Genomic DNA, 15,375 nt, shown 5'->3' with positions numbered 1-15,375 from the left:
CTCGACTGATCGTGAGTGCGCGGTGATCGGTTGTACGTGACGCGGATCTTCCACGATGGACATGTAGAGACTTCCCCAGGCTATGGCTCACATTGTGGTGGGCGGGGTCCCACCAGGCCGAGGTCCGACAGGACTTGGTGGGCCAGTTCGAAGGGCTGGTTGCGGGGGCCGTGGGGTACGGAGGCGGCGGATTCGAAGCCCCGCTGTGCAGCGAGGGCTCTGGGGCCTACCAGTCCGGTGAGCCGGTAATGTCGCCAGAGGGGAATCGGCCGGCGGGCATCGACCACGATGAGGTCGGGCCGACGCCAGACGACCAGCGCCCAGGCTCCCTCGCCGGAGTCGGAGCCCGAGCTGGCCCAGGCTCCGACCAGGGGCGCATCTTCGGCGGCGCCGACTGCTTCGAGTGCCACCAGCGCGGGGTTGCTGAAGCGGCCGGTGACATGAAGAAGGAGTCGTCCGTGGCGGTGTACGTCGCGCCCCTTCTCGGCGAGGGACCATACGGCGTCAGCGAGGGGATCGTCCTGGACGACGTCCGACGCGACATCGAGCACGGCGGCCTGGTCGACGGCCGGGCCGAAGGCTGTGTCGAGCAGCGTCGTGTACTCCGTGACGTACGCGGAATCCACTGCGGGCAGCAGGTGGCCGACTGCCTGGGAGGCTTCGTTGAAGGCGAGTGTCTCGGGGGTGATCTCGTAGCGTGGGGCGTGGCTTCGGAGCACGGCGAGTGCGACTGCGGCGAGGCTGCCGACCTGGGGCTCGATCCGCTCGGGGAGATCGTTTCGGTTCAGTGCGCGGACGGCCCGGGAGAGCAGCGGCAGCCAGTCGGTGTGTGCCGGAGGCCAGGCGCCTGCCGCGACGGTCCATAGGGTCAGCCGGACTACGAGCATGCGCTCGGGAGGGCCCAGGTGGGGAGCGAGGGCGACGAGGCGCTCCACCCAGCGCCGGTATCTACGGCGGACTTCCTGGTCGGCCTGCCGGAGGTCGGGCAGGGTGGCGGTGCTGCTCGCTTCGTCACCGGCTGCCTCGGGGTCGTGATCTGCTGCCACGGCCTCGGCGTCGTCATCGTCGAGGGCGGCTTCGATGTCGTCGGTGAACCGCTCGTCCCAGGAGACAGGCAGCAGGTCCTGAAAGGGCGTGCTGGTGTCGGTGGGCAGGGGGAGCCCCAGCGCGAAGCGCGTGAGCGGGTGTCCGACACGCCCGGCGCATTCGTCCAGATAGCGCTCCCAGCCGTCCTCGTCGCCGTCCAGCGGGGCCGTAGCGACCGCACCGCCACGGCTGCTGCTCGCGGATACGCCCGCTGGGGTGGGGGTCAGTCCCGTACGGAGGGTTTCCAGGTCGCCCAGGAATCGTTCGGCGAGCCGGGGATCCGCGAACAGGTCGGGTGGCCGTGTCGTGGGGGCCTGGGACTGGGCCGGGGTCATTCGGCGCAGGGCACGGTCAGGGTCGACGACGAACACGATGTTGCCGAAGCTTGGTACGCCGTCGTTGTCGACTACGACCAGGCGCGCACGGCTGCCCGCATCCGCCGGAGCCGTCACCGTCAGCGTGGCCTGGCCGGGCGGGATGTCGGCGATGCGCTCCCATGCCTCCGGCGGTGCTGCCGCCTGAGACAACTCCAGGCGAGCGGTGTCGGAGAGGGGCCGGGCCATGCTGATCTCCAGGCCGTCCGATACGCGTAGGGCACCGAGCAGCAGCGGCCCACTGCCAGCGATGGGGCGGGGAAGGGGCGGAGCCGTGTGCAGCCCGGCGGCGGGCTCGTCGGTGCCGTCCGGAAGGAGGGTGGTGGGGATGGGGGTGATGATGCCGAGTTCGCAGTTGCCGCCGTCGCCCTGGGAAAGCAGGAGGGCCGCGGCGGAAAGGTTCGGGCTGCCGGTCAGGGCCCACCGCTGCCCCTCGGCGACCCACTCGACAAGTTTCCCGTGGCGGTACCGCTGGTCGTTGTCGCTGATGACGCGTCCGTCGTACTCCTTCACCAGGGCCGCGACCGACGGACCGTCGAGATCGCTGAGTCCGGGCTGGTAGGCGAGGGTGAACCGGCTCGGACGGAAGCGTTCGAGCAGCCGCCGCAGTGCCATCGAGCGCCGGTCGTAGAAGGGCGCGAACACGGCCAGTTCATCGACGGGCCCCTCCGGCAGCTGATCGATGATCGGCGAACGCAGGCTGCTGACGACGCGGATCTGTGGAGCCGTGGGTGTCCTGTCGCGGTGTAGCCGGTCCAGCAGCGCCGCGACCCGCCCAAGCGCTTGTGGCACGCCGGCGGAGAACCTCACCTTTTCCGGGAGGTCGCGCAGCCATGCCGACAGCTCCGGAACCGCGGTGGGACTCTGCTCGCCGTCCACTTGCAGAACCGTCCACAGTTCGGCGTTGGCCTGCCAGCCAGCCAGCGTGGTGTTGCCGGAGCCGAGGGCGATGGTGGCGTGCTCCGGTCCGGCGAGGACCATCAGCTTGGGGTGGAACGCGGCACCGTGGGCGTATGCCAGACCGGAGAGGTAGCTGCGGCCGGCTCGCCGGACGGAGCGGGGATCGTTCCGGGCCATGGAGACATCTCCCGCCACGGTGACGCGTGCGCCGGTGGCCTGGGTGACGCCGAGGGCGACCTCCTCGAAGAAGCCGAGATCGGCGGTGAAGCTGAGGAAGAGTGCTTCTTCCAGGCTCCGGCCGCCCGTCCGCTCCTCGTCAAGGATGAGGGTCAGCGGAGAGGCGAACGTGGTTGGCGGCTCCACCACTCCCGGTGCCAGTGCGGTCTCAGTCAACGAGAGCCCTCCCACTACTGGTCACCGACCAGTGCTGGTCGTGGTAGTGCAGTACGCCGCAGGTGGCCAGGACCGTCCCGAGCTGGTCCAGCCGCAGGCCGACGTCACCGCGCCCCTCCTGGCTCGTCCGGTACAACAGCCCGCCCCGTTCGTGTAGCCGGGTCGGTAACCACAGCGTGCCGTCAGCACGTCGGCGGGCCTTGGCCAGCGCGATCCGCTGCGACCGCGCCACCAGGTCATAGGTGAGTCGGCGGGCGACATCGCGCAGTTTCATGGGCCGTGCTTCGTCAAGCCGCCACTGGACCCATTCCGGGCCGAGCTCGACACCGCGCTGGCCGAGGAACGCGTCCCGGACCCGACCGGTGAGTTCGTCCACCCGACGGGCACTGGCGGCGAGCACCCGCAGTTCGGCGACGGGCAGGGGATCACCCGCCCACCGCAGGTCGTGCTCGGCGGGCAACGGCGCTCCGGTCGTGCTCTGCGTCGCGGGAAGGGAGGACAGGAAGGCGTCCACCGTCATGTCGGGCAGCTCTGCGGCGAAGCGGTCGGCCACTTCCTCGATCGGCACCAGCCCGTCGACCTGCTCCACGAGCCAGGACCACAGGCGGCGCCACGCTCCGACGGAGTAGTTGCGCAGCACCACTCCGCGCCAGGCACCAGCAGCGTCGATGCCGCTGGTCACGGCATCGGTGGTCAGGAAGTCACCGAAAGCGAGCACATGGCCGATGTCACGGGTGAAATATCGGACGGGATGTGTGGCGACCACACGAGCCAGAAGCTGAATCGTCTGTCGTCGTGTTGCAGAGCGGGAGCCTGCTTCGGCTGGCGCGCCGGGCTCGCACATCAGGTTCGCCAGCCAAGCCCCGTCAGGGTGCTCGCCGCCCATGCACACGCACAGCTGGCCCCCGAAAGAGACGAGATCATCCACGTTCAGTGTGTCCTCGGCGGCCAGTTCGAGCAGCCTGCCCAGTCCGGCTCGTAGTGCCGTGGTCTCAAGCCGCGGTCCGGGAACTGGCATGGGGCCTCCACCGAGGATGCCGAGCGCGACCTCGGATCCGGCGTACGGTCCCCAGAACCCCCACGAGTTGCGTACGTACCCGTCCTTGCCCGGGACCTCGGCCTCGGACATGGCGACCGTGCCGGCCTGCAGCCGCCGGGCCAGGGCGTCGACCCCATGAGCGCGCGGCAGCCACTCCAGGGCCTGTGGATGATGCGCGAACGACACGGCCGCCAACGCCACTTCCGCGCGGCGGAGCAGAGTCTGGGCGGCCGGGACCGTCAGGTCTTCCGCCTTGGCTTGCGCCGCGATCAGCCCGTGCAGTGCGTAGTAACGCGCGTGCGGAGTCACCGCGGTCACCCCGGGGACCAGGTGATCGACCATGCGCATCACATGCCGCTCCACGGAGAGGGGATAACGGCCCGCGGCGACGTCCAGTCCGGGGCGGCTCCAGCCCGGTCCGTCCACGAGCGCCGGTGTTTGCCCCTTCCCACCGACGGCGACCATGCGCTCAACCATCGGACCGAGAGCAGCTGAACGCCGCTGGCCGGTGGGTGCGCCGCGCAGTGAGCCCTTTGCGGCAAGACGGTCCGCGGCTGCGCTCGACCATTTCCCGCTGCCACCCCCTCAGTGCTGTTCAGTTGGGAAACAGACCCGTCATTCTGTCGCATCTCCCCAGAGGCCAGTGGCACTTCAGACATGAATCACGCAGCTGGACGAGGCAGCTTGATGCGATGACTTCAGGCACGATTTGATAACCATCGTTATCAAACAAAGGCGCGTCCACCTCTCCGGGATCGGCGTATCGTCTTGTGGTGTCGGGGCGAGAATCCGCCCCAAGCGGAGCCGTGATGTGAGACAAGACCCGGTCTGATGGCCGAGGCGGCTGATGCGACGATAGATGAGCGGGGGAGGGATGCGCACCGTGGTCACTGGTCTGCCGGACCCGGCAGCACCGCTGCCCGTCCTGGTATCGATGTCCGATATCGCAACTTTCGCCCGGGTGAAGCGCCCCGTCGTGTCCACCTGGCGGCGACGCCACCCGGACTTCCCCGCCGCTATGTCCGAGAACTCGGGACGGCCGCTGTTCGACGGCGCACAGGTGACCGACTGGCTGATCGCCTCCGGCCTGGGCAACGCCGACCCGGCGGAGCTCCGATCCGAGCTGGCCCTCTTCGGCATCATCGCGCTGCGGGACCGCTTCACGCCGTGGCAGCTGGTCGAGACGCTGGGCAGCCTGCTGTGCCTGCGCCGGCTCGACGGCCGGCCACTGGCTAACGACGCGAACGTCTCCCCGGCCTCCCCGCTCGACGCCGAAGCCGACGAGGCCCTCTGGTCCGCGCTGCTGCGCCGAGCCGAACGGATCGACGCCGAGGACGATTTCGTACTCCGCGAGCTTCGCGCGATCGACGCCACGGCGGCCCCGCTCGCCCGCCTCGCCGAGGACCTGATCGAGTCCGCCTACGACGAGCGCGGCGCGTACGAGTGGCTGCTCGCCGCCCGCTCCCGGCTCGGGCTGGACTCCCTCGCCGCCGACGCGGTCACCCCGGAGCTGCGGAGCCTGCTCACCCAGCTCACCGACCTCCGCATCCGCCTTGAGCGAGGCGAGTCCCTCACCCTCGCCGACCCGCACGCCCGCGCCGGCGACCTGCTCGCCGCGCTCCTCGACGACACGGAGGACCGCGACCGAGTCACCGTCCTCGCCGCCGACACCGACGACCGGCTCACCCGCATCACCCGCCGCCGCCTCCTGCTGGCGGGCGTCGGCGAACTCGACCTGGACGTCCAGACCGGCCCCGACCTGGAGGAACGCTTCGCGGACCCGGACCTGGTAGTCACCCAGCTCCCGTACCGCCCTGGCGAGGACCGCTCGGTACTCACCGCCCTGACGGAGCTCGAACGCGTCGCCTACCTCCTCCGCCCCGGCTGCACGGCTCTCGTCCTCGGACCGGCCGACGCACTCGTCGACGAGCTGAAGAGCACCGAGGCCGCCCAGCTCCGTTCGGCCCTCCTCCGCGAGAACATCGTCGAGTCGGTCATCGCGCTTCCCGGCGGGGTCCTGCCCTTCCGCCCCGGCTACCGTCCCGCGCTGTGGACGCTCACACGCGGTCCCGTCCGGGAGGCGGAGGGCCTGGTCTTACTGGCCGACATCAGCTCGGAACAGCTCACGCCGGGTGTGCGCATGCGGCTCGCCGAGGACGTCCTCCTCTGGCGGGCAGAGGGCTTCCGAGGACTCGACGGGCACGACCCGCGCTACGGCCGTGTGGTCCCCGTCGCCGACCTGGACCGGGCCTTCGGCGGTCCCCTGACCCCACCTGCGCCGCCCGCCTCCGCGATCTGGTCCGACAAGGTCACCGAACGCCCCGCCCTGATCGCCGAGGCCGAGGCCCGCCTGGAGCGCGCGACGGCGGACACCCGGGCGTACGAGGACGAGCGAGGCCCTTACCGAGGGGCCGTAATGCGCAGGGTCGGCCTCCTGCCTGAGCGCACCACCCTCGGCAAGCTGATCATCGCACGCAGGGTGACCAGGCTCCCCGGCCACCGTATCGACGAGAACCACCTCACCCAGGACGGCCACCACACTGTCCTGGGTCCCGAGGAGATCACCGGCGAACGAGCCGTGGGTGACCGCCGCATCGACCGCCTGCTGCTGGCGACGGCGTACGAACGGGCGGCGCTCACCGAGCCCGGTGACGTCGTCTACACCCTCGCGCCTCGCCTCGGCGTGTACGTCGACCACGACGGCTTCTCGGTCGTCGCGTTCCCGGCCCGCATTCTCCGCGTCAACGCCGACGCCACCCGCCCGCTCACCCCCCGGGTCCTCGCGGCCCTGCTTGGCGCGGCCCGTGGCACCGCCCGCAGCCCCAGCGCCGTACGCCCGGCCCGCCGTATCGAGGACTACCAGCTCCCAGACCTCGATCCGGACGAGGTGCTGCGCTTCGAAGCCCTGCTGGCCGAGACCGAACGCCGGGAACGCCTGCTGCACGCTCAGGCCGACGCCCTCGCCGAGGCCCGCCGCCTGACGATCGCAGGCCTGGCCGACGGCACCCTCACCCTCGGCGGAACCCGAACCTTCAACCGGTAAGTAACCCATCCAGACCCACCCACTGACGAGTCGGAAGAAGGAACGATGCCTCCCCGCAAGCGAGCCGCGGCAGCCGCCGGACAGGGCGAACTGCTCAGTGTCTCCAGTACCAAGGAGATCCAGGACATCCTGTGGAAGGCCGCGGACAAGCTCCGCGGCTCCATGGACGCCGCCCAGTACAAGGAGTTCGTGCTCGGCCTGGTCTTCCTGAAGTACGTCTCCGACGCCTTCGCCGAACGCCGCGAGGAACTGGCCGCCGACCCCGAGCTGGCCCAGATCCCCGAGCACCGCCGGGCGGCCTTCCTTGAGGAGAAGGACGAGTACACGGAGAAGAACGTCTTCTGGGTGCCCCCGACCGCCCGCTGGGACCACATCTCCGAGAACGCGGCCAGCGCGGAGGGCGGCGTCGGCAAGCTCCTCGACGAGGCCATGGACGAGGTGATGAAGGCCAACAAGACCCTCACCGGCGTCCTCCCGAAGATCTTCAACCGCGACAACGTCGACCAGAAGCGCCTGAAGGAACTCGTCGACCTGATCAGCGACGCGCGCTTCACGGGGCATGGCGACCGTCCGGCGCAGGACGTGCTGGGCGAGACGTACGAGTACTTCCTGGAGAAGTTCGCGCGTGCCGAGGGCAAGCGGGCCGGCGAGTTCTACACGCCGGCGAGCGTGGTCCGCCTGCTCGTCGAGGTACTGGAGCCGTACGAGGGGCGGGTGTACGACCCGGCGTGCGGCTCGGGCGGCATGTTCGTGCAGAGCGGCAAGTTCGTGGCGCGACGGCGCGGCAAGGACCACACGCACGACATCGCGGTGTACGGCCAGGAGGCCAACGAGCGCACGTGGCGTCTGGCCAAGATGAACCTCGCCATCCACGGCATGGACCCCAAGGGCGTCGGCGACCGCTGGGCGGACACGTTCGCGGACGACAAGTTGCCTGACCTGAAGGCCGACTTCGTCATGGCCAACCCGCCGTTCAACATGTCCGACTGGGCAAGGAAGTCGGACGACAGGCGGTGGCGGTACGGCACCCCGCCCCAGTCGAACGCTAACTACGCGTGGCTCCAGCACATCGTGTCCAAGCTGGGGGACAGGGGCAGCGCGGGCGTGGTCCTGTCGAACGGCTCGATGTCGTCCAAGCAGTCTGGCGAGGGCGAGATCCGCGCTGCGATGGTCGAGGCGGACCTGGTCTCCTGCATGATCGCCCTGCCGGCCAACCTGTTCCGTACGACGGCGATCCCGGCGTGCCTGTGGTTCCTGACGAAGGACAAGTCCCCGCAGGGCGCGAAGGCGCTGGAGGACCGGCGGAGCCGGGTGCTGTTCATCGACGCGCGTGCGATGGGCACGATGGTCGACCGCACGGAGCGCGTCCTCACGGAGGAGGACCTGGAGAAGATCTCCGACACGTATCACGCGTGGCGGGGCACGAAGTCGGCGAAAGACAAGAGCCTTTCGTACGAGGACGTTCCGGGCTACTGCTACAGCGCGACGCTGGAGGAGATCGAGAAGCACGACTATGTGCTGACCCCGGGGCGGTACGTGGGGGCGGCGGAGGCCGAGGAAGACCCGGACGCGGAGCCTGTGGGAGAGCGGATCGCTCGAATGACGAAGGAACTGTTCGAGCAGCTGGACGAGTCGGCCAAGTTGGATGCGGTTGTGCGGGAGCAGTTGGGGAGGATCGGTGGCTGAGAACGCTGAAGCGCGGCTAGGGGACTTCTTGTCCCTGCAGCGTGGCACGACCTACAAGAGCAGCCTGCTGGGAGATTCAGGTCCTGTGCTTCTTGGTCTTGCTTCAATCCAACGGAACGGAGGGTTTCGATCAGACGCGCTTAAAACATATGGAGGAGACTCCCCGAACAAGCTTTTGCTCAGGCCGGGGGATATGTATGTGTCCCTCAAAGACGTGACGCAGTCGGCTGATCTGCTAGGGGCAGTCGCCCGAGTTCCGTCGAGTGTGCAGGTAGGCCGAGTCACCCAGGACACAGTTAAGCTTATTTTCGACAAGATGGAGATCAGGCAGAGCTATATCTACTGGCTGCTGCGAACTCCTCAGTATAGGAAGTATTGCCATTCGCATTCGAATGGCACAACGAATCTTTCTCTTTCGCGAGAGGATTTTCTGGCATACCCTGTTCCTTCGCTAACTCCCGATCGTGCAGCCCTGGTGGACTTGCTAGAGGTGATGGAAGCCAAGGTCGTGGTTAATGAACGTATCGCACAGTCGTGCCTTGCGCTGGCGCGAAGCTTGTATGAGGAGGCCGCCTGTGGTGCTGGGGAGGAAGTAGAGCTCGGGAAGGTCGTTACACTCAAATACGGAAAAGCTCTCCGGGAGCCCGACCGTCGACCTGGCCCTATCCCCGTATTCGGATGTACCGGGCAAGTTGGTTGGCACGATCTGGGACTCACGGCGCAAGCGGGGCCCGTGGTCGGACGCAAGGGGGCGAACGCTGGGTGGGTCTCGTGGTCGTCTCAGTCATGTTGGGTAATCGACACGGCTTTCTTTGTGGACATCTCCTGTGAATACCTCACTCCTGAAGTTGCCTACCTGATGCTGGAAGCGGCAAGATTGTCGGGCCTCGTGGGGGATTCGGCTGTTCCGGGATTGAATCGTGACGCTGCGCACAACCATTTGGTTAGGCTCCCGAATCAGGCGGCAGCTCTCGAATTGTCCAATAGGGTAAAACCGCTTATGTTGCGGTCGACACAGTCGCAGTACGAGTCCCGACAACTCGCCACCCTCCGCGACACCCTCCTCCCTCAACTAATGTCCGGCAAGCTCCGAGTCCGAGACGCCGAGAAGATCGTGGAGGACGCCGTATGACCACCGAAAGCGGCAGCGAGCGCACCCCCGCCCACCTCGACGCCAAAATGACCGAGTCCACCTGGGAGCACCTAGCCCTGGACGAACTCGGCGAGCTCGCCTGGGAAACCAAGCCCGGCAAAGACCTCGCCCCCGGCACCGGCCACCGCCGCGACTGGGACGACCTGATCCTCCACGACGAGCTCCAACTCGCCATCGAGAAGCTGAACCCGGAGCTGACCTCCACCGCCGTCCACGAAGCCCTCCGTATCGCCACCGACCCCGCCTCCCGCGAGGCATACCCGGAGAACAAGCAGGCTCACGAGCACCTGACCACCGGCATCCGCCTCACCTACACCGACGAGTTCGGAGCCGAGCAGACCCCGACCGTCCGCCTCGTCGACTTCACGGACCCCGACGCGAACAGCTACCTGGCCGTCAACCAGGTCACGGTCAGGGACACCGACGGCAGCCACCGCCGCTTCGACATCGTCCTGTACGTCAACGGCCTCCCCTTCGCCGTCGTCGAACTCAAAAGCGCCTCCGACGAGAATGCCACCCTCAAGTCGGCGCACGCCCAACTCCAGACGTACGTCTCGGAGTTCCCGATCGCTCTCCGCTACAACGTCCTCTGCCTGGTCTCCGACGGCATAACCGCCAAGTACGGCACAGCGTTCACGCCGTACGAGCACTTCGCGCCCTGGAACGTCGACCACGACGGCGAACGCGTCGACACCAACGAGCCCGGCTACGACGGCCTCGACGCGCTGAACCTGGCCCTGCACGGCCTGTTCACGCAGGACCGGTTCCTCTCCCTCACCCGCAACTTCGTCAACTTCCCCCCGCCCAAGCCGGGCGAGCCCCTCTCCGGCAAGCGCATCGCGAAACCGCACCAGTACTTCGCGGTGAACAAGGCCGTGGACGCCGTCGTCGAGGCGTCGCGGACGAACGGCCAGGCCGGCGTCGTCTGGCACACGCAGGGCGCGGGCAAGTCGGAGGAGATGGTGGAGACGGCGGCGCTAGTCGCCCGTCACCCGGCCCTCAACAACCCCACCATCGTCGTCATCACCGACCGAAACGACCTCGACGACCAGCTCTACGACACCTTCCTCGACAGCGAGACCCTGCTCGGGCAGAAGGCCCACCAGATCGACACGCGCGAGGAGCTGCGCACCGAGCTGACCCGACGCAACGTCGGCGGGATCGTCTTCACCACCCTCCAGAAGTTCGGCCTGAGCAAGGAGGAGAAGGACGCCGGCAAGTCGCACCCCCTCCTCTCCGAGCGCCGCAACATCCTGGTGATCGTCGACGAGGCCCACCGCTCGCACTACGACAGCCTCGACGGCTACGCCCGTCACCTGCGTGACGCCCTGCCGTACGCCACCTTGCTCGCCTTCACTGGTACGCCGATCTCGAAGGCCGAGGCCGACACCCGTGCCGTCTTCGGCGAGTACATCGACATCTACGACCTGAAGCGCGCCGTAGACGACGGGGCCACGGTCCGCGTCTTCCACGAGCCGCGTGTCATCAAGGTAGACCTGCCCAAGGGCGTCGACCCGAACAAGCTCGACGAGCAGGCCAACACCCTCACCGAGGGCATGGACGACGCCGAGCGCCGCCGCGCCATCCAGTACGCCACGACGATGAACACGGTCTACGGCGCCGAGGACCGCATAGCGAAGCTCGCCGACGACCTGATCGCCCACTGGGAGCAGCGCCGCGAGCTGGTCAAGCCCGACATCGGCGCCCCCGGCAAAGCGATGGTCGTGTGCGCGACCCGCGAGATCTGCGTACGGGTCTTCGACGCGCTGGCCGAGCGGCGGCCCGGCTGGGTCAGTGACCAGGTTGATAAGGGCGTCATGAAGATCGTCTTCCATGGCGACCGCTCCGACCCCGAGCACATGCGCAAGCACTCGCTGCGCAAGTCCCAGCAGAAGGTCGTGCAGAAGCGAGCCAAGAAGGCCGACGACGAGCTTGAACTGCTCATCGTCCACTCGATGCTGCTCACCGGCTACGACGCCCCGCCCATCCACACCCTGTACATGGACCGCCCGATGCAGGGCGCCAACCTGATGCAGGCGCTCGCCCGCGTCAACCGCCGTTTCCGCGGCAAGCAGGACGGCCTGCTCGTCGGCTACGCGCCTCTCACCGACAATCTCACCAAGGCCCTGCGCGAGTACTCGGACCAGGACCGCAAGGACCAGACCCTCGGCGCGGACATCGAACGGGCCGTCACCGAGGTCAAGAACGAGCTGGCCACCATCAAGGGGCTGCTGGCCGGGAGTCGTTGGAAGGAGTGGCTGGCTGACACCGGCCGCCCCGACACCCGCAAGCGAGCCCTCCGCCTGACCGCCGACTTCCTGCGTGACCCGAAGAACCCGGGCAACAAGGTCGAGCCTCCCGCCAAGCCGCTCTCCGTCCGCTTCAAGGACAGCGCTGCCCGGCTGGACCGTTTCTACCGTGTCTGTGCGATGAGCAAGGAGATCGCCGAGCGCTGCGAGGACCTGGACGACTGGCGTCGTGACATCTCGTTCTTCAGCGAGGTCAGGGCTTGGATGATCAAGCTCGACGCCGCCCAGCGCGAGGCGAACGGAGAGCCGCTCAGCGCCGAGGTCCAGCGCTATCTGCAAGCCCTCGCGGCCTCGGTCGTCGACGCCGACGAGATCACCGACCTGTACGCGGAGGCCGGTATCGGCCGGCTGGACATCACCCGCCTCAACGAGGCGCAGCTGCGCAAGCTGGAGAACTCCGAGACCCCGCACCTGGTCACCGAGGCGCTGCGCCGCATGATCCAGCAGAAGATGCGCGAGGTGACCAAGCACAACGTCGTCCGCAACGAGAGCTTCACCGAGCGTCTGAACGACCTGATGAGGCGTTACATGCTCCAGCAGCTCACCAGCGCCCAGGTCATCGCCGAACTCGCCGCCCTGGCACGGGAGGTGTCCGCGGAGGCCCGCCGTGGCGAGCGGTTCGACCCGCCGTTGACCCATGCCGAGCTGGCCTTCTACGACGCCGTCGCACACCGCGACATGGCCGAGGCGATGGAGGGCGGCGACGACACGCTCGCCAAGATCGCCCGTGCTCTCGTCAAGGACATCCAGAAGAACCTCTCCGTCGACTGGCTCTCCCGCGAACCCGTCCGAGCGAAGCTCCGTACCCGCATCCGCCGCGTGCTGGCGATGTTCGACTACCCGCCGGAGGAGGAGCGCGAGGCGGTCGACCTGGTCCTCAAGCAGATGGAGATCGTGGCCGCCCTCTGGGCGCCCGCCGCGAAGTAGCCGTAGTGCGACGGAGGCGCAGTTCCCTGGGGCGGGTGACGGCTACGCCAGCCCCAGGATCACGCGAATGCGCTCTTCCACACGCCGCATTTCGTTCGGATCGAGCAGGCCGAGACGCCGACGGAGCCTTGGTTTGTCCACGGTGTGCAGGTCGGTGCAGTTCACATATGACTCGTCGTATTTGGTCACCCCGCAGTCGGGGCCGACCGGGACATGGGTGGAGGCGGGCCCAGGTGTTCCGGTGATTACGACGACAGTCACCGCCGACAGTGGTTCGGCAACGCGATTGACCGTGAGAACGACCACCGGATGCGGGCCGATGGGGTTGGGCAGGGCACAACCCCAGACCTCGCCCCGCAGCGCCGAGCCGACCTTCACCATTCGGTCTCGTCCGCTGCCGCCAGCTCATCCGCGGTCGCGGGCAGAACGCCTTCGGGCGTCGGAGCCTGGTCGCCCCGGTAGAAGTCGCGGATCTCCTGAGAAGCGGCAACCTCGGTTGCTTCACGAGAGAGCAGCCGAAGCCCCTCGCGCAAAGCATCGGAGAGCGAGTGCAGCTTGAGGGTCTGCATCACTTGTTGCAGATCCGCCAGCTCATCCGGGCGCAGCCGCACCTGGGCCACGCTTGTCGCACCGCTGCCGCCCTGCTTCTGGCGCGCCTGTGAAGTCCGGGCCGCGGTCGAGGTGCGCCTCTTGGTCTTGGCCGTGGCAGCTGAGGTGCGGCTCTTCTGTTCGGTCTTCGGGACCATTCCTGCCTCCCTCCCCCTCGTGTATGACAGATGTCGTACAACCAGTGTCATGCTCGTGTCCCTGCTGGTCAAGCGCCCTGAGTCATTGACTCAGCAAGGTGCACCACGGCCCGGCAGAGCGCGTCCACCTGCTCAGGCGTCATGTCGTAGTCGTATGCGATGTCCTCAACGGTCTCCCCTGCCTCCCACAAGTCCGTGATGGCCTTGACCGTGACACGGTTGGTGGCCACCACGGGGAGACCGTGACCGAACCTCGGGTCGATCACGACGGGGACAGAGTCCGGGTACTGCCGGAGCCGCAGGCTGGAAGGGAAGTCGTCGCCCGGCTCCCAGGTGAGGTAGCGCAGATAGTCGGAGACCACTTCCTTGATGGGGACCTGGCCGTCGTGGGCTCTGCGGAGATCTCCCCAACCGTGCTCGATGAAGATGTCCACGCCGTCCGTGGCGATCCGCTGGGACACGAGACCGTAGGGGGTGTCGAAAGCTTCCCGTACGGCGGCTGCCGCCTCCCTGATCTCGTTCATGCGGAGCCCCAGGGAACGCAGAGAACGCAGAACGTGTGCCTCGGCCACCGCGATGAACGGTACCGAGGGCTGTCCCTTCCGAACCGGCTCGACCTGGTGGACGAGTGGCGCTCCGGCGGCCTTGCCCTTCAGCCACGAGGTGAGGGCCGAGTGCGGAATCTCAAGGTAGGAGGCCGTTTCCGTGGGCGTCAGAAGCCCGTCCTTGAACCTGTCGACCATGTCCGGCTCAGGCGGCGTCGGAGAGGCGCTGCCCGCGCCGTCGGCAGTCCCGGCAGCGGCCGGGTTCCGCCGAGCGGAATCCCCGGTCGCAACCGTCGCAGTTGCGCATGGGCATGACGGCCGGATCTGCTGGATGTTCTGCGCTTCTTGTCGGTGTGGCCAGAGGAGTCTCCTTGAGCCGGTAGGCGAGGATGCCGGCCGGTCGGGTCAGGAGGTGGTCCGGGAGCCGTGCGGTGAGGTGGTCCGTGATGCGTGTGGGCAGAAGGCCCGCCGCGAGCCACCGGGCGACGGCCGGGGCGAGGCGGGCGGCTTCCTGCTCGGAGAGGACGAGGCGGGGGTCGATCCGGCGCAGGGCGGTGAGTACGGCGATGGCCTTGGGGTCGGCGTCGGCGAGCGGGATCGGCGTCTCCGCCTCGGCATGGGGGGACGACGCCTGCGCCGTTTCCGGTACGGCCGCCGACCGGGGCGTGACAGCCGCAGTGCCGGGTCGCTTCCGGGGTCGCCGCGGTTGGGGAGACTCGGGCGGGCCGTCCGGATCGGGCTCGCCGCCGGGGACATCGTAGAGGTACGTCCGGGTACGGACCTGCCCGGTGGGTGTCCGCTCGCGCCGACGCTCCAGGTACCCGGCCTCTTCGAGCTCCCTGAGCGCCCGCGAGATGAGGATCTCGCCCTCGCTGAAGTGCTCGCACAGGGCTGTGATGGTCACGGGGGAGCCGTCGGGCAGGGAGAGGATGTAGGCCGCGACGCCGACCGTGACCGCGCTGCCGCGCCGTTGCGCGAGGGCGTTGGAGATCACCGTGAAGTCGGCCGTCAGCCGGGTGCGGACGTGGATCACGCCGGAGGTCGGAGCTCCGGCGTCGGCGCGCGAGGGCGCGTTAGACTGCGGGTCAGCCATCGGGAAGTCTGTTCCTTCTCGATCGGTCAGGCCCTCGTTCGGGATGCCAGTCCCGGCCGGGGGCCGTATCTGTTTGCGGTT

The 15,375-nt window shown here is 68.0% G+C and carries 10 protein-coding genes; 4 read left to right on the top strand and 6 right to left on the bottom strand.

Translation table 11 applies throughout. The features are described from left to right. Window positions 1-80 precede the first annotated feature (80 nt). Both ADL12_RS01880 and ADL12_RS01875 read right to left on the bottom strand, forming a co-directional pair. The gene (locus ADL12_RS01880) at window positions 81-2,753 is read right to left on the bottom strand and encodes a hypothetical protein (RefSeq protein WP_159053053.1); all 2,673 of its coding nucleotides are present in this window, start codon (window positions 2,751-2,753) and stop codon (window positions 81-83) included. Beyond that, window positions 2,746-4,269 carry a hypothetical protein gene (locus ADL12_RS01875; protein ID WP_159053052.1) on the bottom strand — a complete coding sequence of 508 codons (1,524 nt, stop codon included), beginning with the start codon at window positions 4,267-4,269 and terminating at the stop codon, window positions 2,746-2,748. Before ADL12_RS01875 ends, ADL12_RS01880 begins: the two co-directional genes overlap by 8 nt. Before the next feature lie 457 nt (window positions 4,270-4,726). Between ADL12_RS01875 and ADL12_RS01870 the strand changes: the two genes are divergently transcribed. From ADL12_RS01870 to ADL12_RS01860, 4 genes are read left to right on the top strand one after another with little or no spacing between them, the layout of a single operon-like run. Beyond that, window positions 4,727-6,835, top strand: coding sequence for a hypothetical protein (locus tag ADL12_RS01870; RefSeq protein WP_208614452.1), 2,109 nt, complete (start codon window positions 4,727-4,729; stop codon window positions 6,833-6,835). 45 nt (window positions 6,836-6,880) lie between these two features. After that, the gene (locus tag ADL12_RS01865; RefSeq protein ID WP_062697710.1) at window positions 6,881-8,521 is read left to right on the top strand and encodes a class I SAM-dependent DNA methyltransferase; all 1,641 of its coding nucleotides are present in this window, start codon (window positions 6,881-6,883) and stop codon (window positions 8,519-8,521) included. Beyond that, window positions 8,514-9,653: a restriction endonuclease subunit S domain-containing protein gene (locus ADL12_RS53665; protein WP_159053051.1), complete on the top strand. Its 1,140-nt coding sequence runs from the start codon at window positions 8,514-8,516 to the stop codon at window positions 9,651-9,653. Before ADL12_RS01865 ends, ADL12_RS53665 begins: the two co-directional genes overlap by 8 nt. Next, complete coding sequence (locus tag ADL12_RS01860) at window positions 9,650-12,910, top strand: type I restriction endonuclease subunit R (RefSeq protein WP_062697708.1); 3,261 nt, start codon at window positions 9,650-9,652, stop codon at window positions 12,908-12,910. Before ADL12_RS53665 ends, ADL12_RS01860 begins: the two co-directional genes overlap by 4 nt. Before the next feature lie 42 nt (window positions 12,911-12,952). Here ADL12_RS01860 and ADL12_RS01855 read toward each other — a convergent pair whose 3' ends face one another. From ADL12_RS01855 to ADL12_RS01840, 4 genes are all read right to left on the bottom strand, one after another. After that, on the bottom strand, window positions 12,953-13,291 hold the full coding sequence (locus ADL12_RS01855; RefSeq protein ID WP_062697705.1) for a type II toxin-antitoxin system PemK/MazF family toxin: 339 nt from the start codon (window positions 13,289-13,291) through the stop codon (window positions 12,953-12,955). Continuing rightward, a complete protein-coding gene (locus ADL12_RS01850) occupies window positions 13,285-13,656 on the bottom strand; it encodes a hypothetical protein (RefSeq protein ID WP_062697703.1) in 372 nt (123 codons plus the stop codon). Before ADL12_RS01850 ends, ADL12_RS01855 begins: the two co-directional genes overlap by 7 nt. Window positions 13,657-13,724: 68 nt before the next feature. Beyond that, on the bottom strand, window positions 13,725-14,399 hold the full coding sequence (locus ADL12_RS01845) for a DUF433 domain-containing protein (protein ID WP_062697701.1): 675 nt from the start codon (window positions 14,397-14,399) through the stop codon (window positions 13,725-13,727). A 7-nt stretch (window positions 14,400-14,406) separates the two neighbouring features. Further along, entirely contained in the window at window positions 14,407-15,294 is an 888-nt protein-coding gene (locus ADL12_RS01840; protein ID WP_208614451.1) for a hypothetical protein, read from the bottom strand. Window positions 15,295-15,375: the final 81 nt, after the last annotated feature.

This window comes from Streptomyces regalis (assembly GCF_001509475.1).
GTDB classification, from domain to species: domain Bacteria; phylum Actinomycetota; class Actinomycetes; order Streptomycetales; family Streptomycetaceae; genus Streptomyces; species Streptomyces regalis.
Note: the sequence above shows the minus strand (reverse complement) of the source record. Positions and strands in the feature narration are given on the sequence as shown.

What these genes read in the sequence shown, in the direction of transcription:
- ADL12_RS01875 (WP_159053052.1), bottom strand. Translation starts at nt 4,269, where the DNA reads ATGGTTGAGCGCATGGTCGCCGTCGGTGGGAAGGGGCAAACACCGGCG.
- ADL12_RS01870 (WP_208614452.1), top strand. Translation starts at nt 4,727, where the DNA reads ATGTCCGATATCGCAACTTTCGCCCGGGTGAAGCGCCCCGTCGTGTCC.
- ADL12_RS01865 (WP_062697710.1), top strand. Translation starts at nt 6,881, where the DNA reads ATGCCTCCCCGCAAGCGAGCCGCGGCAGCCGCCGGACAGGGCGAACTG.
- ADL12_RS01860 (WP_062697708.1), top strand. Translation starts at nt 9,650, where the DNA reads ATGACCACCGAAAGCGGCAGCGAGCGCACCCCCGCCCACCTCGACGCC.
- ADL12_RS01855 (WP_062697705.1), bottom strand. Translation starts at nt 13,291, where the DNA reads ATGGTGAAGGTCGGCTCGGCGCTGCGGGGCGAGGTCTGGGGTTGTGCC.
- ADL12_RS01850 (WP_062697703.1), bottom strand. Translation starts at nt 13,656, where the DNA reads ATGGTCCCGAAGACCGAACAGAAGAGCCGCACCTCAGCTGCCACGGCC.
- ADL12_RS01845 (WP_062697701.1), bottom strand. Translation starts at nt 14,399, where the DNA reads ATGGTCGACAGGTTCAAGGACGGGCTTCTGACGCCCACGGAAACGGCC.
- ADL12_RS01840 (WP_208614451.1), bottom strand. Translation starts at nt 15,294, where the DNA reads ATGGCTGACCCGCAGTCTAACGCGCCCTCGCGCGCCGACGCCGGAGCT.